General features: G+C 69.2%; 19 protein-coding genes, 1 tRNA gene, 2 pseudogenes and 1 other annotated feature. Of the genes and pseudogenes, 12 read left to right on the top strand and 10 right to left on the bottom strand.

Features of this window, described 5'->3' with window-relative positions:
- The first annotated feature begins 8 nt into the window (after positions 1-8).
- The 7 genes from dusB (at position 9) to JOE55_RS03365 (ending at position 8,187) form a co-directional block, all read left to right on the top strand.
- Positions 9-1,181 carry a tRNA dihydrouridine synthase DusB gene (gene dusB / locus JOE55_RS03395; RefSeq protein ID WP_204783190.1) on the top strand — a complete coding sequence of 391 codons (1,173 nt, stop codon included), beginning with the start codon at positions 9-11 and terminating at the stop codon, positions 1,179-1,181.
- 88 nt (positions 1,182-1,269) lie between these two features.
- The gene (locus JOE55_RS03390; protein WP_204783189.1) at positions 1,270-2,592 is read left to right on the top strand and encodes a deoxyguanosinetriphosphate triphosphohydrolase; all 1,323 of its coding nucleotides are present in this window, start codon (positions 1,270-1,272) and stop codon (positions 2,590-2,592) included.
- Positions 2,593-2,789: 197 nt separating this feature from the next.
- A complete protein-coding gene (locus JOE55_RS03385) occupies positions 2,790-4,133 on the top strand; it encodes a nucleoside transporter C-terminal domain-containing protein (protein WP_204782032.1) in 1,344 nt (447 codons plus the stop codon).
- A 149-nt stretch (positions 4,134-4,282) separates the two neighbouring features.
- The gene (locus JOE55_RS03380; protein WP_204782031.1) at positions 4,283-4,546 is read left to right on the top strand and encodes a hypothetical protein; all 264 of its coding nucleotides are present in this window, start codon (positions 4,283-4,285) and stop codon (positions 4,544-4,546) included.
- Between the two features lie 151 nt (positions 4,547-4,697).
- On the top strand, positions 4,698-6,041 hold the full coding sequence (locus JOE55_RS03375) for an MFS transporter (protein ID WP_204782030.1): 1,344 nt from the start codon (positions 4,698-4,700) through the stop codon (positions 6,039-6,041).
- Between the two features lie 34 nt (positions 6,042-6,075).
- Complete coding sequence (dnaG, locus tag JOE55_RS03370; RefSeq protein ID WP_204782029.1) at positions 6,076-8,037, top strand: DNA primase; 1,962 nt, start codon at positions 6,076-6,078, stop codon at positions 8,035-8,037.
- 77 nt (positions 8,038-8,114) lie between these two features.
- A tRNA-Asn gene (locus JOE55_RS03365) sits at positions 8,115-8,187 on the top strand.
- Between the two features lie 81 nt (positions 8,188-8,268).
- On the opposite strand, the gene JOE55_RS03360 is transcribed toward JOE55_RS03365, so the two are convergent.
- From JOE55_RS03360 to JOE55_RS03345, 4 genes are read right to left on the bottom strand one after another with little or no spacing between them, the layout of a single operon-like run.
- Positions 8,269-9,033, bottom strand: coding sequence for a hypothetical protein (locus tag JOE55_RS03360; protein ID WP_204782028.1), 765 nt, complete (start codon positions 9,031-9,033; stop codon positions 8,269-8,271).
- The gene (locus JOE55_RS03355; RefSeq protein WP_204782027.1) at positions 9,026-9,337 is read right to left on the bottom strand and encodes a site-specific integrase; all 312 of its coding nucleotides are present in this window, start codon (positions 9,335-9,337) and stop codon (positions 9,026-9,028) included. The genes JOE55_RS03360 and JOE55_RS03355 overlap by 8 nt, the downstream gene beginning before the upstream one ends.
- Positions 9,338-10,195 (bottom strand): tyrosine-type recombinase/integrase, encoded by an 858-nt coding sequence (locus tag JOE55_RS03350; protein WP_204782026.1) that lies wholly within the window; start codon positions 10,193-10,195, stop codon positions 9,338-9,340.
- On the bottom strand, positions 10,188-10,655 hold the full coding sequence (locus JOE55_RS03345; protein ID WP_204782025.1) for a hypothetical protein: 468 nt from the start codon (positions 10,653-10,655) through the stop codon (positions 10,188-10,190). The genes JOE55_RS03350 and JOE55_RS03345 overlap by 8 nt, the downstream gene beginning before the upstream one ends.
- A gap of 65 nt (positions 10,656-10,720) precedes the next feature.
- On the opposite strand from JOE55_RS03345, the pseudogene JOE55_RS03340 reads away from it, so the two are divergent.
- Positions 10,721-10,975, top strand: a pseudogene (locus JOE55_RS03340) (transposase); the annotation flags it as partial.
- Positions 10,976-10,987: 12 nt separating this feature from the next.
- Here JOE55_RS03340 and JOE55_RS03335 read toward each other — a convergent pair.
- Entirely contained in the window at positions 10,988-12,145 is a 1,158-nt protein-coding gene (locus JOE55_RS03335; protein ID WP_053446838.1) for an IS30 family transposase, read from the bottom strand.
- Positions 12,146-12,232: 87 nt separating this feature from the next.
- Positions 12,233-12,361 (top strand) — a sequence feature (AL1L pseudoknot).
- Here JOE55_RS03335 and JOE55_RS03330 point away from each other — a divergent pair.
- Positions 12,275-13,201, top strand: coding sequence for an IS3 family transposase (locus JOE55_RS03330; RefSeq protein WP_204782023.1), 927 nt, complete (start codon positions 12,275-12,277; stop codon positions 13,199-13,201). It overlaps the preceding feature by 87 nt.
- Positions 13,202-13,246: 45 nt before the next feature.
- Here JOE55_RS03330 and JOE55_RS03325 read toward each other — a convergent pair whose 3' ends face one another.
- The 4 genes from JOE55_RS03325 to JOE55_RS03310 all read right to left on the bottom strand — a co-directional run bounded on the left by JOE55_RS03325 (position 13,247) and on the right by JOE55_RS03310 (position 17,649).
- Complete coding sequence (locus JOE55_RS03325; protein WP_006215658.1) at positions 13,247-13,399, bottom strand: hypothetical protein; 153 nt, start codon at positions 13,397-13,399, stop codon at positions 13,247-13,249.
- Between the two features lie 129 nt (positions 13,400-13,528).
- The gene (gene glpK, locus JOE55_RS03320) at positions 13,529-15,061 is read right to left on the bottom strand and encodes a glycerol kinase GlpK (RefSeq protein WP_204782022.1); all 1,533 of its coding nucleotides are present in this window, start codon (positions 15,059-15,061) and stop codon (positions 13,529-13,531) included.
- 112 nt (positions 15,062-15,173) lie between these two features.
- A complete protein-coding gene (locus JOE55_RS03315; protein ID WP_061711362.1) occupies positions 15,174-15,896 on the bottom strand; it encodes an MIP/aquaporin family protein in 723 nt (240 codons plus the stop codon).
- A gap of 13 nt (positions 15,897-15,909) precedes the next feature.
- Complete coding sequence (locus tag JOE55_RS03310) at positions 15,910-17,649, bottom strand: glycerol-3-phosphate dehydrogenase/oxidase (protein ID WP_204782021.1); 1,740 nt, start codon at positions 17,647-17,649, stop codon at positions 15,910-15,912.
- Between the two features lie 174 nt (positions 17,650-17,823).
- On the opposite strand from JOE55_RS03310, the gene JOE55_RS03305 reads away from it, so the two are divergent.
- Together JOE55_RS03305 and JOE55_RS03300 are read left to right on the top strand one after the other, a co-directional pair.
- Positions 17,824-18,096: a transposase gene (locus tag JOE55_RS03305; protein ID WP_204782020.1), complete on the top strand. Its 273-nt coding sequence runs from the start codon at positions 17,824-17,826 to the stop codon at positions 18,094-18,096.
- 32 nt (positions 18,097-18,128) lie between these two features.
- The gene (locus JOE55_RS03300) at positions 18,129-18,689 is read left to right on the top strand and encodes a DDE-type integrase/transposase/recombinase (protein WP_204782019.1); all 561 of its coding nucleotides are present in this window, start codon (positions 18,129-18,131) and stop codon (positions 18,687-18,689) included.
- On the opposite strand, the gene JOE55_RS03295 is transcribed toward JOE55_RS03300, so the two are convergent.
- Positions 18,667-19,931 (bottom strand): IS3 family transposase gene (locus JOE55_RS03295; protein WP_390886458.1). Its coding sequence is split into 2 segments (ribosomal slippage): positions 18,667-19,589 and positions 19,589-19,931, totalling 1,266 coding nucleotides; the frame shifts between segments, so codons are not numbered across the junction. The two genes, JOE55_RS03300 and JOE55_RS03295, sit on opposite strands and share 23 nt — an antisense overlap.
- A gap of 67 nt (positions 19,932-19,998) precedes the next feature.
- Here JOE55_RS03295 and JOE55_RS03290 point away from each other — a divergent pair.
- Positions 19,999-20,358, top strand: a pseudogene (locus JOE55_RS03290) (transposase); the annotation flags it as partial.
- Positions 20,359-20,436 lie beyond the last annotated feature (78 nt).

The following is a 20,436-nucleotide window of genomic DNA, read 5'->3' as shown; positions in this document are numbered from 1 at the left end:
CCGGGACGATCGAGACCACGCTTGCCGACGAGGCCGTGACCCTGGACCTGCCGCCGCTGCGGCTGGGCGGGCTGACGATCGACGTCCCCGTGGTGCTCGCGCCCATGGCCGGGGTGACGAACAAGGCCTTCCGCGCGCTGTGCCGCGCCCACGGCGGCGGGCTGTACGTGACCGAGATGGTCACCGCCCGCGCCCTGGTGGAGCGGCGGGAGAAGTCCCTGCAGATCGTCCACCACGACCCGCACGAGACACCGCGCTCGGTGCAGATCTACGGCGTGGACGCGGTCAACGTGGGCAAGGCCGTGCGGATGGTGGTCGAGGAGGACATCGCCGATCACATCGACCTGAACTTCGGCTGCCCCGTGCCCAAGGTGACCAAGCGCGGCGGGGGATCGGCGCTGCCGTGGAAGACGGATCTCTTCGAGGCGATCCTCTCCGCCGCCGTCCGCGAGGCCCAGGGGCTGCCCGTCACGATCAAGACCCGCAAGGGTATCGACGACGACCACCTCACCTACCTCGAGGCGGGTCGGATGGCCCGCGACCTCGGCATCGCCGGGATGACCCTGCACGGGCGCACCCTGGAGCAGCACTACTCCGGCCAGGCCGACTGGTCGTCGATCGCGCGGCTGCGCGAGGCGATCCCGGACATGCCGATCCTGGGCAACGGCGACATCTGGTCCGCCGAGGACGCCGTGCGCATGGTGAACGAGACGGGTGTGGACGGCGTGGTCATCGGCCGCGGCTGCCAGGGGCGGCCCTGGCTGTTCGGCGATCTGCAGGCCGCTTTCGACGGCAGCCGGGAGCGAGCCCGCCCCGGACTGCGCGCCGTGGCCGCCACCATCTACCGCCACGCCCAGCTGCTGGCCGATCAGGACGGCGACGAGCTGCAGGGCCTGCGGGAGATCCGCAAGCACGTGGCCTGGTACTTCAAGGGCTACCCGGTCGGTGGCGACCTGCGCGCGAAGCTGTCCCTGGTCGAGACGCTGGATCAGCTCGAGGAGCTGCTCTCCTCCATGGACCTGGATCAGCCGTACCCCGGTGCGGATGTTGAGGGGCCGCGCGGTCGCGCCGGCAACCCCAAGAAGGCCGCTCTGCCGGACCGGTGGCTCGAGGACCGGCAGATCCACGACGACCAGCGCCTGGGTCTGGTCGACGCAGAGCTCGACGTCTCCGGCGGCTGAGGCGCCCCCGAGCGGGCACAATGGCCTGGTGATGGATGAGCTGAGCCACGAGAACCAGCAGGAGCTTCCCCTCGAGGGCGTGGCGGAGATGCTCGCTGCCGTCGACCGCACCCGCGAGGCCGAGCCCGGCTACAGCGCCCGCGACATCGAGCGGTGGGTGCGCGAGGACCACCACAACAAGTACCGCTCGCACTTCGAGCGCGACCGCGCCCGCGTGCTGCACTCCTCGGCTCTGCGCCGACTGGCCGCCAAGACCCAGGTGGTCGACCCCGGGGCCGACGACTTCGCGCGCAACCGCCTCACGCATTCGCTCGAGGTCGCCCAGATCGGCCGGGAGATCGGCCGGCTCATGGGCTGCAACCCGGACGTCGTCGACGCCGCCTGTTTGTCTCACGACCTCGGCCACCCGCCGTTCGGGCACAACGGGGAGACGGAGCTCAACGCGCTCGCCGGGGATATCGGGGGCTTCGAGGGCAATGCGCAGACCCTGCGGCTGCTCGTGCGCCTGGAGCCCAAGGTCATCGCCCCGGACGGCAGCCCCGCCGGGGTGAACCTCACCCGCGCCGCGCTGGATGCCACGTGCAAGTACCCGTGGCGGGCCTCGGAGGCGCCCCAGCAGGCGGACGGGACGCGCTCGCGGAAGTTCGGCGTCTACGAGGACGACCTGCCGGTCTTCGAATGGATGCGCGAGGGCGCCCCGGCGCGCACCAAGTGCCTCGAGGCCCAGGTCATGGACCTGGCCGATGACATCTCCTACTCGGTGCACGACGTCGAGGACGCCGTTGCCGCAGGAGCCGTGCGGCTGTCCCGGCTGAAGGACCCCGCCCAGCGCGAGCGCGTGTTCGACAAGACCCGCGAGTGGTACCTCCCGGGTGCGGAGGACGCCGAGATGGACGAGGCGCTGACCCGCCTGGAGAACGCCCCGGAATGGGCCTCCGAGATGCGGGGATCGCGCCAGGACCTGGCTCGGCTCAAGGACATGACCTCCCAGCTGATCGGGCGCTTCGCCACGTCGGCCGTGGCCGCCACGCGTCGAGTCACGGGCTCGGATCCGCTGACCCGCTACGACGCCTCCCTGGTGGTCCCGCACGAGACCGACGTGCAGATCGCCGTGCTCAAGGGCATCGCCGTGACCTACGTGATGACCGAGCGCGACTCGCAGGTGGTCTACGACCGCCAGCGCGAGACCCTGCGTCTGCTGGTGGAGGCCATGATGGACTCGGATGGCCGCTACCTGGCCCCGGAGTTCCGCGGCGACTGGCACGACGTCGGCGGAGGCCCCGGTGCCGGGGCCCTGCGCCTGCGCATCGTGATCGACCAGGTGGCCTCGCTGACCGACACCTCGGCGGTGCGGCTGCATCACCGCATCCTGGGCACGGACCGGCGGCTGGGGGACACCCCTCTGTGGTGAGCGCGCCGTCGTGACCGCTGCTCCGGCGACGGGCCGAACTGCCAGGTTCTCCTCAGCCCGCGCTCAGCTCCCTTAGACTTCCCCCGCGTCCGCATCACGGCGGAGGCACAGCGGGACTCTGCAGGTGAGCTCCCGCACCACCGATTCGCCGACAGGCACCGACGACACGCGCAGGACGCGGGAACAGGCGGCACACCGTGATCGGAATCCTCTGGGGCATCGGCGGCATGGCAGGGATCCTGCTCATCGCCTTCCTCCTCTCCTCGAACCGACGGGCGATCAAGGTCCGCACCGTCGTGGCCGCGCTCGGCCTGCAGGTCGTGTTCGGCATCGCCGTGCTCTACTGGCCCTTCGGGCAGCGGGTGCTCGGCGTCGTCTCCGACGGCGTCCAGGAGGTCATCGGCTCCGCGAACGCCGGCATCAGCTTCGTCTTCGGCGGACTCGTGCCGGAGGACGGCGTGGTCTTCGCGCTGCAGGTCCTGCCGGTCATCATCTTCTTCGCCTCGCTGACCGCGGTGCTCTACCACTGGGGCATCCTGCAGTTCGTCGTGAACTGGCTGGGCCGCGGCATCGGCTGGCTGCTGGGCACCCGCCGCGCCGAGTCCGTGAACACCGCAGCCAACATCTTCGTGGGCCAGACCGAGGCGCCACTGGTCATCCGTCCCTACATCCCCGGGCTCACTCGCTCCGGGCTGTTCGCCGTCATGGTGGGCGGGCTGACGACCGTCGCCGGCTCCGTGCTGGTCGGCTACTCCCTGCTGGGCGCCCCGCTCGAGTACCTGATCGCCGCCTCCTTCATGGCCGCGCCGGGCGCGCTGCTGATGGCCAAGATCCTGGAGCCGGAGACGGTCTCGGATGAGGAGGCCGACCGCCTGGAGAAGGCCGGTGCCGCCAAGCTGGCCGCCGAGAACAGCGACGTCCCCGTCGTCGCCGCGACCCACGACGCCGCAGCCGATGCCCCCTGGGCCGATGGCGAGCGGCCTGAGGAGGCCGTCGTCGTGGAGGATCCGGGAGACGCTCTCAAGCACCGCAACGTGATCGACGCCGCCGCGGCCGGCGCCAGCGACGGCCTGCGCCTGGCGCTGACCGTGGGCGCCATGCTGCTGGCGTTCATCGCGCTGATCGCCCTGGTCAACCTGATCATCGGCACGGTCGGCGGCTGGTTCGGCGCCCCTGATCTGACGTTCGAGCAGATCCTGGGGTGGGTCTTCGCCCCGATCATGACCATGATCGGCGTGCCGTGGAACGAGGCCGTGGCCTCCGGCAGCTTCGTGGGGCAGAAGGTCGTGGTCAACGAGTTCGTGGCCTTCGCCGACTTCGGCCCGCAGATCGAGAGCTTCAGCCCCAAGACAGCGGCCATCACCACGTTCGCCCTCACCGGCTTCGCCAACCTCAGCTCGCTGGGCATCCTGCTCGGCGGCCTGGGCGGGCTGGCCCCGGAGCGCCGTCCGGAGATCGCCGAGCTCGGCATCCGCGCAATCCTGGCGGCCACGCTGGCCAACCTGATGTCCGCTGCCATCGCCGGCATCATGCTCGCCTGAGCGGTTCAGGCGCACGCGACGCGGCCCGTCGGACACCTCAGTAGGATGGGGCGCCGAGGGGCCGCGTCATTGTCGGCCGCCGGCCCGAGACCGGACCAGCCCCCAGCACCGGGCCCCGCCCGCACCCACCCTCCAAGGAGCGCCAGATCATGGCATCGGCACAGCAGTCCCCGAACGGCCGCGTCCCCGCCGGGATCGACTCGTCAGAGCTCCAGGAGGCATCGCGCGCCCCCGGGATGATCGTCTCCGCCATCGTCCTGCTGATCGCCGCGATGTCGATCGTGGTGCCGCACCTGATCGAGGTGGCTGCGTGGGTGCGCTTGCTCGGGCTGGTCGTCGGGCTGATCCTCGTCGGCGTGGGCACCGTGGTCTTCGTCCAGGAGCTGCGTCGGCAGTCGATCATCCGGCGCTGAAGACGGCCCTCCGGCGGCAGCGACTGTCGGCATGCCGTCATCCCGTTGAACGGAACCGGCCTTCGAGCGGCGAGTGACGCGGATTACAGTGAACCGGCCCGCGCCCCGTGGGTCCGAACCCCGAATCGCCCTGCGCGAAGGAGACACGACCGTGCCCGCTGAGACCCCCGTGAACCAGGTCCTGCGCGGCCGCGCCTGGGTGGCGCCGCTGTGCTGGATCGCCGTGCTGCTCGACGGGTTCGACGCCGTCGTGCTGGGTGCGGTCATGCCGTCCATGATCGAGGACCCGGGCTTCGGCCTCACGCCCGCCTCCGGCACGGCCGTGGCGACCGCCGGACTGTTCGGCATGATGGTCGGCGCTCTGGGGATGGGGTGGGCCACTGACCGCTTCGGCCGCCGTCGGATGCTGATCGGCGCGGTGACGATCTTCTCCCTGCTGACCCTGGCCATGGCGTTCACCGACTCGATCGCCGTGTTCGGGATCCTGCGCTTCCTGGCCGGCGTGGGCCTGGGCGGCTGCCTGCCCACCGCGATCTCCATGGTCACCGAGTTCTCCTCCGCCCGTCGCACAGGCAACGCGACCACCACGGTCATGACCGGCTACCACGTGGGGGCGGTGCTCACCGCCGCCCTGGCGATCTGGATCGTGACGCAGCTGTCCTGGCACGCCATGTTCATCGCTGGCGCCCTTCCGGCCGTGATCCTGGTGCCGCTGATGCTGCGCTACCTGCCGGAGTCCCCGGAGTTCCTGCTCTCCCAGGGCCACCGCGACGAGGCCCGGGCGGTCGCGGAGCACTACGGGATCGACTTCGCCGCGCGGCTGGAGCGCCAGGAGGCCCTCACCCGGGCCGGATCGGACGCCCAGCAGGAGAAGGTCGGGGCCGGCCTGCTGCTGTCCGGTCCGTACCGTCGCAACACCGTGATCCTGTGGATCGCCTCCTTCATGGGCCTGCTGCTGGTCTACGGCCTGAACACCTGGCTGCCGCAGATCATGCGCGCCGCCGACTACGACCTCGGCAACGCCCTGGGCTTCCTGCTGATCCTCAACGTGGGCGCGATCGTCGGGCTGTTCATTGCCGGACGGGCCGCCGACCGGTTCACCCCGCGGGTCGCGGGCATCGTCTGGTTCATGGGCGCTGCCGTGATGCTCGCAGCGCTGGTGATCCGACTGCCGCTGGGCGGGATCTACGTCATGGTCTTCATCACCGGCTGCTTCGTGTTCTCCGCGCAGGTGCTGGTCTACGCCTTCACCGCCTCCAACTACCCTGCGCAGGTCCGGGCCACCGCGCTGGGCATGTCGGCCGGCACGGGGCGTCTTGGCGCGATCTCCGGACCGCTGGTGGGCGGCACCCTGCTCTCCGCCGGGCTGGCCTACCCGTGGGGCTTCTTCGCCTTCTCGCTGGCCGCGCTGCTGGGCGGCGGGGCGCTGTCGGCCACCCGGACCCTGGACCCCGAGGCCCAGGACAGCCCCGTCCACAGGCAGCCGATCGACTGATCGGGGGCTTGGCGGCGGGTCGTAGACTGGTGCGGTGGCAGGACTGATCAAGCGCGAGGACATCGACGAAGTGCGCTCGCGGACGGATATCCGCGAGATCGTCGAGGGCTATGTCACGCTCAAGTCCGCCGGCATCGGCTCCTACAAGGGGCTGTGCCCCTTCCATGACGAGCGCACGCCGTCGTTCCACGTCCGCCCGCAGTACGGCACGTACCACTGCTTCGGCTGCGACGAGTCCGGCGATGTCATCGCCTTCGTCCAGGCCATGGAGCACACCACATTCGCCGAGACCGTCGAGCGGCTGGCCGCCAGGATCGGCTACGAGCTGCACTACGAGCAGGGCAGCGGCCCGGACAAGGCCATGGTGGGCCGCCGTCAGCGGCTGCTGGACGCCCACAAGGTCGCCGCCGAGTACTTCCAGGCCCAGCTGCGCACCGCCGGGGCCCGCGCCGCGCACACCTACCTGGGCGATCGCGGCTTCTCCCCGCAGGACGCCGCCGACTACGGCGTCGGCTACGCCCCGCAGGGCTGGACCAGGCTCCTGGATCACCTGCGCAAGCGCGGCTACACGGACGATGAGCTCGAGGGCACCGGCATGTTCTCCTCCGGGCGCAGCGGGCTGATCGACCGCTTCCGCGGCCGGCTGATCTTCCCCATCCGGGGGATCGGCGGGGAGATCATCGGCTTCGGCGCCCGCAAGCTCTACGACGACGACCAGGGCCCCAAGTACCTCAACACCCCCGAGACCCAGCTCTACAAGAAGTCCACCGTGCTCTACGGCATCGACAAGGCCAAGCGCCAGATCGCCAAGCAGCGCCAGGTGGTCGTGGTCGAGGGCTACACGGACGTGATGGCCATGCACCTGGCCGGGGTGCCCACCGCCGTGGCCACCTGCGGCACCGCATTCGGCGCCGAGCACATCAAGGTCGTGCGCCGCTTCCTCTCGGACGACGGCTCCGGCGGCGAGGTCGTGTTCACCTTCGACGGCGACGAGGCCGGGCAGAAGGCGGCCCTGCGTGCCTTCGAGGAGGATCAGCGCTTCATGGCCCAGACCTTCGTGGCGGTGGAGCCGAACGGCATGGATCCGTGCGAGCTGCGCCTGGCTCGGGGGGACGCCGCTGTGCGCTCGCTGCTGAGCGCCAAGCGGCCGCTGTTCGAGTTCGCCATCCGCGCAGCCATGAAGCGCTACGACTTGGAATCGCTGGAGGGCCGGGTCCAGGCCATGCGTGCGACCGCTCCGATCGTCGGGCGCATCCGCGACACCACGCTGCGCCCGGCCTACGCCCGCCAGCTGGCCGGGTGGCTGGGGCTCGAGGTCCCGGACGTCGTGCAGGCCGTCGAGGCCTCCGCCCGCGCCGACGCCCGCGGTGAGAGCGGCGGTCAGGGGCGCGGCGCGGGGCAGCAGCGCACGTTCGACCGCCCGGTCGACGGCTCCGATCAGCAGCCGCGCAGTCCCCAGGGCGGCCCAGGGGCTCCCGACGACGACACCGCCCAGCCTCCGCGCATCGAGTGGCCGGATCCCCGCGATCCGCTGCTGCGCACGGAGAAGGAGGCGCTGGAGGTCGTCGTGCAGGTCCCGCACCTGCTGGGTCCTGCCGAGTGGCAGCAGTTCACCGAGGCCGAGTGCGCGCATCCGGTGCACACCGCCGTGCACCGCGGGGTGGTCCAGGTGCTCGCCGGGATCGGCGCGGATCAGCAGATCACGCCCGGGCGCGGCTGGATCGAGGCCCTGCGCGCTGCGCTGCCGCAGGAGCTGCACGGCTATCTGGCGGGACTGTCCATGCGGGCGCTGCCGGCCTCGTCCGAGCAGCAGCTCGAGCGCTACGCCTCCGGGGTGATCAACCACCTGTTCGACCGCCAGATCCATCGCCGCCAGGCCGATCTGCGCGCGGAGCTGCAGCGGACGTCGTCGGTGGAGCAGCCCGAGCGCTTCCGCGAGATCAGCCGCAGCCTGCTCGATCTGGAGGCCCGCCGTCGCCAGCTGCGTCCGGCCTGAGCCGAGCCTGTGACGGGTTTTGCGCGGGCGCACCGCACGGGGTAGGGTGTATGTCTGTTGCACCGCGATGTGCACATTCCCCCGTAGCTCAATTGGCAGAGCATTCGACTGTTAATCGAAGGGTTACTGGTTCGAGTCCAGTCGGGGGAGCAGCACGAACGAGGCCCCACCAGGCATGATGCCCGGTGGGGCCTTTCTCGTCTCGAACCAGAAACTAGCCGGATCCCACGCTTACCCCGCGTTTTCGTTCGAGCTCGTGCGAGGCATCCATCTCTCTTCCACCTCGAGGAATCCATCCGCGTGCCGTTGGTAGCTGAGTCCACGCACCCGATCTCGGAGCCTGGTCGGGAGTGCGATCGGGTCGGGTCGGTCAGCTACCTCGGAGAACGGGCCAAGGACCTTCTCCTTGAAGTACACAGCGGTGAGGTACTGGTCCGCACTGTTCCTGAGTGGCCCCAGTGCGGCATCGCGTCTGTGAGTCTGCCTGCCCCACGGCCACCAGGGCTGGCCCTGGCTGACGTAGAAGTCCAGGTGGGCGACGTGAAACAGGTCAGGAGCCGAGAGCAAGCACGCCTGCGAGTACTCCTTGAGGCGCTTAGGCGGTGTGCCCGAAGGCGCTCCAGGCTGAAAGAGGTCACCAACCCAGCGGATCCGAACCGCATGTCGGACGGCTGCGCCGAACGGACGCCCGGGGAAGATCAGAGGCTTGGTGTCGTCCTGCATGTCTTCCGAGGCGTAGGTCACAAAGCCACTGGTGCCGTGCTTCTGAACGTAGCTCCTGATCTGTTCGAGCTTCCAGTAGTCGCTACAACCGGGGCGTTCTGGCCCGTGAAGGCTGACCTTGAGGTGCTTGAGGGTGCTTCGGGTGGCCAAGTAGAAGGACGTTCCCTGGGCCCAGACGCGCCACTCCAGACCCAGGATGATGGGCGTGGCCCCATCCGGGGTCTTCGGTAGGACATAGAGGGGTGCGTTCTCCGTTGCTCGGGTCTCAGGCATCGTTACCGATCACCTCGAGCGCGGCAGATGCGTCCGGCGCCACGGACGCTCGCTGAACGTAGTGCTTCGAGGTCACAGCCGTGCCGGAGTGGCCCAGCACCGCTGCCGCATCCTCCGTGCCGGAATGCCGATCCACCAGCGTGGCCACCGTCTTGCGGAACGTGTGCCAGGTGACCCACTCGAAGCCCCGCAGGTGCTCCGATTTCCGGGCGTCGCGCCACTGCCGCTCGAGGTTGTTCACCTCCCGCAGTGTCCCCGTGGACGACGGGAGCACCAGATCGCGGGTGTTCGGCAGCTCTTCCACTCATCGGCGCAGCAGCACATCGGCGGCGAACCGCGGCACGGACACCGTTCGGAAGCCGGCCGCCGTCTTGGCGTGGCCCTGCCTGATGAGTCCGGCCTCGGTGCGAACTACGGTGCCGGTGATGGTCACCGTCACGGGGGAGGCCCCGAGGTCCACGTCCGCCCATCGCAGGGCCAGGAGCTCGCCCACACGCGCCCCGGTGCCCAGTGCCACGTCCACGACTTCCGCGAGGTCCTGGGCCCGCGCTGGTCCGCTGCTCGTCGGCTCCGCCAGGTAGGCCCGCAGGCCGCGCCGCAGCGCCCGCACCTCGTCCACGCTCAGCGCCCGCACCGCCTTCGCACGGCGCTCAGGCAGCCGCGTGTCCGGCACCGGGTTGGCCCGCACAGCGTCATGCCGGGCCGCCAGCCCGAACATCTGCGCGAGCACCGTCTTGGCCGTCTTGGCCCGCCCTGGCGTCGTCGCGGCCACACCCTTCAAGAAGCGATCCAGCTGGCCCGTGGTCGCCTCCCACAGCGTGAGCCCGCCGACGCCCGGCACGATCACCGTCTCGATGATGCGCCGGTACTGCGCCACCGTCTGCGGCGACCGCGAGGACTGCGCGATCTCCGCCACCCACACCTCGGCCAGTGCGGCCACCCGCATGGACGGGGTGATGAGGTCGCCGGCTGCGGCCATACGCTGCGAGAAGGTGCGCTCGGGAGCGCGCCGCGCCGCGGTCGCGCTCGTGCTCGTGGCCTCGAGCTGCCGTGTCTTGCCGGTCAGATCCCGGTAGCGGGCACGGGCGCGCACGCGGCGCTTCCCGAACTCGGTGGTGCTGATCTCACCCAACGTGCCGATGGGCAGCTGCGGCCTAGGCATCGATCTCGCCTTCCTCGCCCAGGGCCTCGGTGGTGCCCTTTCGGCTGTGCCTCTGATGGATCCCTCGTGCTGACTGGAGGGTGAGCTCTCGGTATTCCTCGTAGCTGTACATCTCGGCGGCCGCTGCAAGGTCGATGACACCTTCCATGGCCACATCGCCGGGGCTCTCCCTGGTGATGGTGGAGGCTTCTGTGGCGTCCATGCCCTGCAGCGCGTCCGGCGGTACCTCCAGCGCCACGGTCAGCGAGATCTGGCGTCGGAAATAGGTGGCGGCCAGGGCTGCCAGTTCATCACGGGTCCGCATCGCGGCTTGGTAGGACCGTTGGACCGTCATTGCGTCCTGGTCGTTGACCAGCCTGGTGAGGTCTACATCGAGGCTCCCAGCGATCGCAATGGCCTCGTCCAGCTTGACCGGCCGGCTGCCAGCTTCGATGCGGGCAATCGTCGTCTGGTGGAACACAGGCCACCCCGACTCTATCGCCCTGGGTCTGGTGGAGGCTCTTATCCCACGGAAGGTTGCAGAGCATGGCAGCACCGAGGAAGTACCCTGACGAGCTTCGCGAACGCGCGGTCCGGCTGGCGGTGGACCAAGCAGAAGAAGGCAACGGCCGTGCGGTGTTCCGCCGAGTCGGTGAGCAGCTCGGGATCAATCCCGAGACCCTGCGCGGCCGGGTCCGCCAGGCCCAGATCGATGAGGGCCAGCGCCCTGGAACCACCACCAGTGATGCGCAACGACTCCGCGAGCTGGAGTCCGAAGTCCGTGAGCTGCGCCGAGCGAATGCGATGGCGGATTCAAGCGGTGAGCGCAAGGAACTCTGCGAGCTTCTCTGATGGTGTCAGATAGCCCAATGTCTTCCGAGGGCGTCCGTTGAGACTGTCCTGGATCATGTCGAGTTCCCTGCGGCTGAGGCCGCTGAGGTCGGTGCCTTTGGGGAGGTACTGGCGCAGCAGGCCGTTGGTGTTCTCGTTGCTGCCGCGTTGCCAGGGCGAGTGAGGATCGCAGAAGTAGATCGGAATGCCCGTGGCGGTAGTGAACGCAGCATGCTTGGCCATCTCCGCGCCCTGGTCCCAGGTGATCGTTCGGGCCAAGGAGGACGGCAGCTTGCTGACCGCCTCGCGCATTGCTGCCTCGACCTGCTCGGCGCTCTTGCCATCGGGCAGGTGCAGCAGCAATGTCATCCGTGTCGAGCGCTCGACGAGCGTCCCGACAGCGCTGCGGCTGCCCTGACCAAGGATGAGGTCACCCTCCCAATGCCCGGGCACTGCACGGTCGTCGGCTTCGGCAGGGCGCTGGCTGAGCATCACCATGCCGGGGATGCGGCCACGACCCTCGATGGCCCCGCGAGGCTTGCGAGCCGTCCTTCCGGACCGCAGGCACCGGGCCAGTTCACGGCGCAACTCGCCTCTGCCCTGCACGAACAGCGACTGGTAGATCGTCTCGTGGCTCACACGCATCTGCGGATCATCGGCATGATCCAACCGTAGGCGCACCGCGATCTCGTCGGGCGACCACAACTGCTCCAGCCGACTGGCGACCTCCTCGAGCAGTCGGCCGGGCCTGAGCTTGAACGGCTTCGGCCGACGAGTCTGCTGGCGGGCACGTTCATGTGCGCGCCAAGCCGAGTATTCGCAGCGGCCTCCGCCGCGCTTGACCTCACGGCTGATGGTGGACACCGTTCGCCCCAGCTGCCCGGCGATCGCGGTGAATGTGTCGCCACGATTGATCCCCAGAAGGATCTGCTCGCGCTCATCGATCGTCAGGCAGCCCTGGCGTGGTTTCCAGCCGAGCGGTTTGGCATCGAGGTGCCTGCCGCTCCGGGCCATGACCCCGACCATCGGCGCGCTGCAGCCGATCTCCTTGGCGATATCGACCAGCCGCCAGCCCCTCGCGTGCAACCTGAGCGCCAGCTGCTTCTGCTCCCGGCTGAGATGACCGTGCTTGCCCTGCATCCGGATCCTCCTGTGGTCAGTGACTGTCCCATCTCACAGGAGATGTTGCGCTGACCGCTTGAATCCGCCGATCCTGCGATCGGCCTCGGCTTCTTTCGCAGCGGAGCTCGACCGCCCACAGCGCTGATTGTGGAGTTCATCGACCAGCACAAGCAGAAGTTCAGTGTCGAGCCGATCTGCCGCACGCTCATGTCGGCGGGCACGCAGATCGCACCGAGCACGTACTACGCCTTCAAGACCCGCCCACCCTCGAGGCGATCGGTTCGAGATGAACAGCTGCTGGTGCAGATCCGGCGCGTTCACGCGGAGAACTTCGGGGTCTACGGCGCCCGAAAGCTGCACGCTCAGCTGCACCGTCAAGGACTCGCGGTGGCCCGCTGCACGGTCGAGAGACTCATGCGCGCAGCCGGACTGCGCGGGATCAGCCGCGCCAAGGGGCCACGCACGACCATTCCCGGCCATGGCCGCGAGACTCGACCTGATCTGGTCGAACGCGATTTCACGGCGACGGCTCCGAACCAGCTGTGGGTCGCCGACATCACCTACTGCCGCGCGTTCACCGGCTGGGCGTACGCGGCACTCGTCACGGACGTGTTCTCTCGGCGAGTGGTTGGCTGGCAGCTGTCGAAGTCGCTGCGCACCAATCTGGCCCTGGACGCGCTGGAGATGGGGATCTGGACCCGCCAGCGCGCTGGCCAGGACGTGGAAGGGCTGAAGCACCACAGCGACAAGGGTGTCCAGTACGTCGCGGTGCGCTACACCCAGCGCCTGTCAGAGGCCGGGGTAGTCGCTTCAGTCGGCTCGACGGGAGATGCCTACGACAACGCCCTGGCCGAGGCCTTCAACTCATTGTTCAAGGCCGAGCTGGTCCGCAATCGCGGGCCCTGGAAGAACATCGACGAGTTGGAGATCGCGACCGCGGAGTACATCGACTGGTTCAATCACCGAAGGCTCCATGGAGAGATCGGTATGATCCCACCCGTCGAGTTCGAGGACGTCTACGATCACGACCAGGCCGTGCCGGCGACCGCCGCTACGGCACTTGCGAGCCTCTAGCAAACCCGGGGCGATACAGTCGGGAGCGCCCGCCGGGGCGCGCGGTCAGGCGGCGCCGAGCATCCCGCCGGGGTCGATCACCCGGAGGTCTACGCCGTCGGCCTCGAACCGGCGGACGCCCTCGGAGACGAGGAGACGGCCCACGCGCGTCACGCGGTCCCCGTGCCCGGGCGCCACACCCTCGGCCGCGCCGAGCACCTCGTCCTCCCACTCCGTCGATGGGGGAGGCGAGGTAGTCCTGCACGGGGTCCTTCCGGAGGGGCCGGGTCGGCACGGACCGGCCCGGGGCGCACGGGGCCGGATGGACCAGCCTGCGGGCCGGCCGGCTCAGCCCCGGGCCGTCACGACGTCCTCATCGACCCAGTCGCGGGAGCGTTCCACGGCCTTCTTCCACAGCCGCAGGGCGCGCTCAGCCTCCTCCTCGTCCATGGTGGGCTCCCAGCGCTTGTCCTCCTCCCAGTTGGCCCCGAGCTCGTCCTGGGACGACCAGAACCCCACCGCCAGGCCTGCGGCGTAGGCGGCGCCGAGAGCTGTGGTCTCGATGACCTTGGGGCGCACGACGGGCACGCGCAGCAGGTCCGCCTGGAACTGCATGAGCAGCTCGTTGGCGACCATGCCACCATCGACCTTCAGCTCGGTGAGGTCCACGCCGGAATCCGCGTTCATGGCGTCTAGGACCTCGCGGCTCTGGAAGGCGGTGGCCTCGAGCGCCGCGCGGGCGATGTGTCCCTTGTTGACGTAACGGGTCATGCCCACCATGGCGCCGCGGGCTGTGGCGTCCCAGTGCGGAGCGAAGAGGCCGGAGAACGCGGGGACAAAGTACACGCCGCCGTTGTCCCCTGCACCGGCGGCCAGGGTCTCGACCTCCGGGGCGCTACCGATCATCCCGAGGTTGTCCCGCAACCACTGGATCAGCGAGCCGGTGACGGCGATCGAGCCCTCCAGCGCGTACACCGGCTTCTGGTCGCCAATGCGGTACGCCACCGTGGTAAGCAGGCCGTTGTCCGAGTGCACCGGCTCCTCGCCGGTGTTGATCAGCATGAAGTTGCCGGTGCCGTACGTGTTCTTGGCCTGGCCGACCTCGAAGCACGCCTGGCCGAAGGTCGCCGCGTGCTGGTCGCCCAGGATGCCGGTGATCGGCGTCTCGCGCAGCAGCTGGTGGCCGGCCACGGTGCCCACCTCGGCGGAGGAGCTGACGATCTCCGGGAGCATGGACATCGGGATGCCCATGTCCGCGCAGATCTCCTTGTTCCAGTCGAGGGTGTCCAGGTTCATCAGTATGGTGCGGGAGGCGTTGGTGACGTCGGTGACGTGCCGGCCGCCGGCGCCGCCGCCGGTGAGATTCCACACCAGCCACGAGTCCATGGTGCCGAAGACGAGGTCGCCGTTCTCGGCGGCCTCCCGGGCCCCGTCCACGTTCTCCAGAATCCAGGCCACCTTGGGGCCGGCGAAGTACGTGGCCAGCGGCAACCCGACGCGCTCCTTGTAGCGGTCCGCGCCGGCGTCGCCGGCCAGGCGCTCACAGAGGCGGTCGGTGCGGGTGTCCTGCCACACGATGGCGTTGTACACCGGCCTGCCGGTGCTGCGGTCCCACACCACGGTGGTCTCACGCTGGTTTGTGATGCCCACGGCTGCGACGTCGTGCCGGGTCGCCTCGGCGCGGGCCAGGGCTTCGCCGATGACCTCGCGCGTGTTCTTCCAGATCTCCACCGGGTCGTGCTCCACCCAGCCGGCGCGCGGGAAGATCTGCTCGTGCTCGCGCTGACCGGAGGACACGATGGCCCCATTGTGGTCGAAGAGGATCGCGCGCGTGGACGTGGTGCCCTGGTCGATGGCCATCACGTAGCGGGATGTGGTCATGTCCTACTCCTTCGAAGGTGGGTCACGGGGGTGTGGGGGTGGCGGGCACGTTCCCGCAGGGGAACGTGTCCGCCCGGGTCGGACGGGCAGACCGCTCAGACGGACGAGCTCCTCAGACAAGCAGAGGCGCGGCGAGGCCGGCCAGGACGGCGCCGACGAGCGGGCCGACGATCGGCACCCAGGCGTAGCCCCAGTCCGAGCTGCCCTTGTGCCGGATCGGCACGACGGCGTGGAACAGGCGGGGGCCGAGGTCGCGCGCCGGGTTGATGGCGTACCCCGTGGGGCCGCCCAGGCTCGCGCCGATCGCGACGACGAGCAGGGCCACCGCGAGCGGGCCGAGCCCGGAGGGAGTGGAGCCGAACAGCAGGACCACGAACACCAGGACGAACGTGGCGATCACCTCGGTGACCATGTTCCACAGCGGGTTGCGGATCTCGGGGCCTGTGGCGAAGGTGGCCAGGATCGCGCCCTGGTCCGTCTCCGCCCGGTAGTGGTCGCGGTAGGCCAGCCAGGCCAGGGCCGCGCCGAGGAAGGCGCCGATCAGCTCCGCCGCGAAGTACGCGAGCGTGGTGCCGAGGGTCACGGCGATGCCGGGGGCGTACTCCTCGGCACCGCTGACGAGCAGGCCGACGGTCACGGCGGGGTTCAGATGCGCACCGGTCGCGGCAGCGACATAGACGCCCGCGAAGACGCCCAGCCCCCAGCCGAAGCTGATGAGCAGCCAGCCTCCGCCGTTGCCCTTGGTCCCTGTCAGGACGACGTTGGCGACGACGCCGACTCCGAGCAGGAGGAGGATCGCCGTGCCGGCGATCTCATGCAGGAAGATCGTTCCCATGGACGGGTTCCTCTCAGTGGATGGGGGCGGCGTCGGCGGCTGCGAGCGCGCCGGCGGCGGTGACGTCGTCGTGGGCGGTCTCGCCGCGGAGGCGGGCGGCGACGAGGTTCTTGTACGCGCGGATCTCACCGGCGATGCGCTCAGCATCCCAGCCCAGCTCGGGGGCCACGAGGGACGCGATCTCCTCGGCCGCCGCGACGCCGCGGTCGCGGACCTCGGTGGACAGGCGCGTGCGGCGCTCGATGACGTCGTCCAGGTGGACGACGCCCTCGGTCCGGGCGGCGTGGACGATCTCGGCGCGCAGGTAGCGCGGCGCCTTGGCGAGTGGGACGCTCAGGGACCGGTCCGCGTCGATCAGGTCGAGCACGTGGCGCAGCACGGTGCCGTAGCGGAACAGGAGCCGGTCCACGCGGGCCTCGTCCAGGCCGTAGTCGACGGCGATGCGGTCCGCCTCCGCCTCGATCTCCGAGTAGCCGAGGCCGCCGAGCACGGGGATGTGCTCGGTGAGGCTGGGACGGGTCGGGTGGGTCTCGCGCACCACGAAGTCCACGACGTCCTCGGACATGGCCCGGTACGTGGTCCACTTGCCGCCGGCCACGGCGGTGAGGCCGGGGGCCACCTCGGTGACCGTGTGCTCACGGGAGATCTTGGTGGAGGCGCCGTCGGATCCGGCGGCCGGCTGAAGCAGCGGCCGCAGGCCGGCGTACGTGGCGATCACGTCCTCACGCGTGAGGTCCTCCTTCAGCACCGCGTTGGCGTGCTCGAGGATGTAGTCGATGTCGTCCGCGGTGGTGGCCGGATGGGCCACGTCCTCTGCCCACGGGGTGTCCGTGGTGCCGATCACCCAGTACTCGTCCCACGGGATGAGGAACAGCACGGACTTCTCCGTCTTGGTGATCACGCCGGTGGCGGCGTCGGCGCGGATGCGGTCGCGCGGGACGGTTATGTGGGCGCCCTTGGAGGCGAGCACCTCGAGGCCGCCGTCGGCCTCGGCCAGCTCCTGCTGCTCCTGGGTCCACACGCCCCCGGCCAGGATGACGGCGCGCGCGTGCACGTCGAACTCCTCGCCGGAGGTCTCCTCGCGGACGCGCACGCCATGCACACGGCCGTCGTCGCCGCGCAGGTAGTCGGTGACGGCGGTGTAGTTGGCGGCCACGGCGCCATGGTCCACGGCGGAGCGCACGAGCATCATGGCCAGGCGGGCGTCGTCGAACTGGGCGTCGGCGTACTCCACCGCGCCGACGATCTTCTCATCGTCGAGGGAGGGGAAGGTCGCGGCCATGGAGCGGCGGCTGAGATGGCGGTGCGCGCCCACCGCGCGGCGGCGGCCGAGCGACTGCATGGCGTCGTACATGGTGACGCCGGCGCCGATGAAGCCGCGGTCGATCACCTTGTGGAAGAACGGGAAGACGAAGCGCAGGGGGCGCACCAGGTGGGGCGCGGTCTGGGTGAGCAGCAAGTCGCGCTCACGCAGCGCCTCGTACACCAGCTTGACGTCCAGCATCTCGAGGTAGCGCAGGCCACCGTGCATGAGGCGGGAGGAGCGGGACGAGGTCCCGGAGGCCCAGTCGCGGGCCTCGACGATGCCCACGTCGAGGCCGCGGGTGGCCGCGTCGAACGCGGCGCCCACGCCGGTGGAGCCGCCGCCCACGATCAGGATGTCGAGGGGGGCCTCCGGGCTGGTGGCCCGGAGGCGGGCGAGGTGGCCCTCCCGCGTGGCGGCGGAGAGGGGGACGGTTCGCGGGGTCGACATGGAGGGGTCGCTCCTTTATTGGTGGAGCCACAGTGTAGTGGCGTGGCTCACGCTACCAGGTGTCACATCACGAGATCCGGTATCAGCACGAGCCGAGGTCCATGAGGGACTGCCGCACGGATAGGTGACATCTGATCTGGCTTGCCCGTTGGGCGGCCTGGAAGGATGTGCATCATGCCCGCTGCCTACCCCCAGGAGTTCCGCGAAGACGTCGTGCGAGTGGCCCGGTCCCGTGAGGACGGCATCACGATCGCGCAGATCGCGAAGGACTTCGGAGTCCAGGAGATGACGCTGCACAAATGGATCCGCCAAGCCGATATCGACGACGGCAACCGCCCCGGCAGGACACGGGAGGAGTCGACCGAGCTGCGTGAGGCGCGCAAACAGATCCGGCTGCTCCAGCAGGAGAACGAGGTCCTCCGCCGCGCCGCGGCCTACCTGTCCTAGGCGAACCTGCCGGGAAAAGGTTCTACCCGCTCGTGAGTGAGCTCGCCGCTGACGGCATCCCCGTCGCGGTGTCCCTGCGGGTCCTGAAGCTCTCCCGCCAGCCCTACTACCGCTGGCGCCACCAGCAGGTCACCCAGGCCGAGCTGATCGAGGCATATCGCACCAACGCGCTGCTGGACGCCCACGTCGACGACCCCGAGTACGGGTACCGGTTCCTGGTCGGCGAAGCCGCCGAGGCCGGCGAAGTGATGTGCGAGCGGACGGCATGGAGCATCTGCCGGGACAACCAGTGGTGGTCCGTGTTCGGGAAGAATCGCGGCAAGAACGGAAAGCGTCCCGGGCCACCGGTCCACGACGATCTCGTGAAGCGGGACTTCTCCGCCGATGACGTCAACGAACTGTGGCTGACCGACATCACAGAGCACTGGACCGACGAGGGAAAGCTCTACCTCTGCGCGATCAAGGACGCTTTCTCCGGCCGGATCGTCGGCTACTCCATGAGTGACCGGATGAAGGCCCGCTTGGCGGTGAACGCGGGGCCTACCCCCGGTTCGTGGACACGGGGGTTGTTTACGCTGCGAGCGCCAGCGTAGCGGTGTAGGCGCGCTCGTAGGCGTTCGGGGAGAGGTAGCGGCACCAGGAATGGCGGCGCTTGGTGTTGTAGCGGGTCAGCCATCGGAAAATCTTGCGGCGGCAGGACAGCTCGTCGGTGAAGCACGCGGCGTCCCGGAGAACCTCGCGCTTCAGCGTCGCGTTGAATGACTCTGCCATCGCGTTGTCGGCGCTGGTGCCGACGGCTCCCATCGACTGGATGACGCCGAGTTGCTGGCAGAGCTCGGCGTAGGCCTTGGAGGTGTAGACCGACCCGTGGTCGCTGTGGAAGATCGCTCCTGCCAGAGATCCACGGGTCGCGGCGGCGGCCTTGAGCGCGTCGGCGACGAGGTCGGTGCGCATGTGATCGGCGATGGCCCATCCCACCAGACGGCGGCTGTAGCAGTCGATCACGGTCGCCAGATATAGGTTCCCGCCGCCACTGGCCTCGGACAGCGGCAGGTAGGTGATGTCGCCGACGTAGCGCTGGTTCGGCGCCTCGGCGGTGAAATCCCGTTTCAGCAGGTCAGGAACGACCTGGTCGGCCGGTTCGGGCACCGTCGTGCGGTGCTTGCGCTTCTTGACGTACCCGCTGAGTCCGGCCTCCCGCATCACGCGGGCGACCCGCTTGTGGTTGACGCGGTCCTCGGGCGCGGCCCCGTCGTTGAGCTCGGCCGTGATCCGCGGGACGCCTTGGGCATCGTCCTCCGCGTGGATGATGCGGATCCGCTCGAGCAGCTCGCCATCGGAAGCGGCCCGCGCGGACCGAGCTGGGATGCCTGTCTGCCAGGCGTAGTAGGAGGAGCGCTCGATCTCGACGAGCTCGCACAGTCGCTTCACCGGGTAGGTGGTGGAGTTCTCGGCGACGAACTGGAAGCGACTCACCAGCGCGTCTCCCCGGCGAAATACTTCGCGGCCTTCTGGAGGATCTCCCGCTCTGTGGTGAGCTTCGTCGTCTCGGCTCTCAGCTGGGCGTTCTCCGCCTCCAGCCGTGCCACGCGCTGCTCGAGCGGCTCATCAGGATCCGATGTGGAAGCCGTCGGCGCGGACCGCAACGGGCTGTCTGTCAGCGTGCCGTCAGCCGCCGTTTTCTTCCCGGTCCCGTGAGTCTCCAGCCACTGCCGCAGCGTTCCCCGGACGATCCCGAGGTCCTCCGCGATACCGCGGAGCGTCGCTCCCGGAGTCGACTCATACAGGTCGACCGCCTGCCGGCGGAACTCCTCGGAGTAGTTCTTTCTGGCCATGGTTCATAATCTCGCTTCCCCAGCCAATGCTGGAATCAGCGTGTCCACGAACAAGGGTCAGGCCCCAGCCCTGGACAACGCGGCAACCCGGCGCGGCGACGTTGCTGGCTGCATTGTTCACTCAGACCGCGGGTCGCAGTTTCGATCCCGGAAGTTCGTCCACGCCCTGAACCAGCATCACCTCATCGGATCCATGGGCCAAGTCGGTGCTGTCGGTGATAACGCGGCGATGGAATCGTTCTTCGCACTGCTCCAGAAGAACGTCCTGGACCGCAAGCGGTGGCGGACCCGCGACGAGCTCCGGATCGCGATCGTTACCTGGATCGAACGCAAGTATCACCGCCGCCGTCGACAGGCCCGTCTGGGTCGATTGACCCCCATCGAATACGAGACCATCATGAACCCCGCCGTGAGCCTCGCGGCCTGACACCCCAACTGTCACCTATTCGTGCGGCAGTCCCGTTCACGAGCCTGAAGCGGTGGCGATTCGGCCGGCGGATGCCAG

The sequence above is a fragment of the Kocuria palustris genome, assembly GCF_016907795.1.
In the GTDB taxonomy this organism is placed as follows: domain Bacteria; phylum Actinomycetota; class Actinomycetes; order Actinomycetales; family Micrococcaceae; genus Kocuria; species Kocuria palustris.
The sequence above is the reverse complement of the archived record's forward strand: the minus strand, read 5'-3'. Positions and strand labels throughout refer to the sequence as shown.

Excerpts from the sequence above, each read along its gene's own strand:
- JOE55_RS03310 (WP_204782021.1), bottom strand. The coding sequence starts at position 17,649 with ATGTCGACCCCGCGAACCGTCCCCCTCTCCGCCGCCACGCGGGAGGGC.
- JOE55_RS03380 (WP_204782031.1), top strand. The coding sequence starts at position 4,283 with ATGGCATCGGCACAGCAGTCCCCGAACGGCCGCGTCCCCGCCGGGATC.
- JOE55_RS03350 (WP_204782026.1), bottom strand. The coding sequence starts at position 10,195 with ATGCCTAGGCCGCAGCTGCCCATCGGCACGTTGGGTGAGATCAGCACC.
- JOE55_RS03305 (WP_204782020.1), top strand. The coding sequence starts at position 17,824 with ATGCCCGCTGCCTACCCCCAGGAGTTCCGCGAAGACGTCGTGCGAGTG.
- JOE55_RS03315 (WP_061711362.1), bottom strand. The coding sequence starts at position 15,896 with ATGGGAACGATCTTCCTGCATGAGATCGCCGGCACGGCGATCCTCCTC.
- JOE55_RS03335 (WP_053446838.1), bottom strand. The coding sequence starts at position 12,145 with ATGCAGGGCAAGCACGGTCATCTCAGCCGGGAGCAGAAGCAGCTGGCG.
- JOE55_RS03390 (WP_204783189.1), top strand. The coding sequence starts at position 1,270 with ATGCTCGCTGCCGTCGACCGCACCCGCGAGGCCGAGCCCGGCTACAGC.
- glpK (WP_204782022.1), bottom strand. The coding sequence starts at position 15,061 with ATGACCACATCCCGCTACGTGATGGCCATCGACCAGGGCACCACGTCC.
- JOE55_RS03360 (WP_204782028.1), bottom strand. The coding sequence starts at position 9,033 with ATGCCTGAGACCCGAGCAACGGAGAACGCACCCCTCTATGTCCTACCG.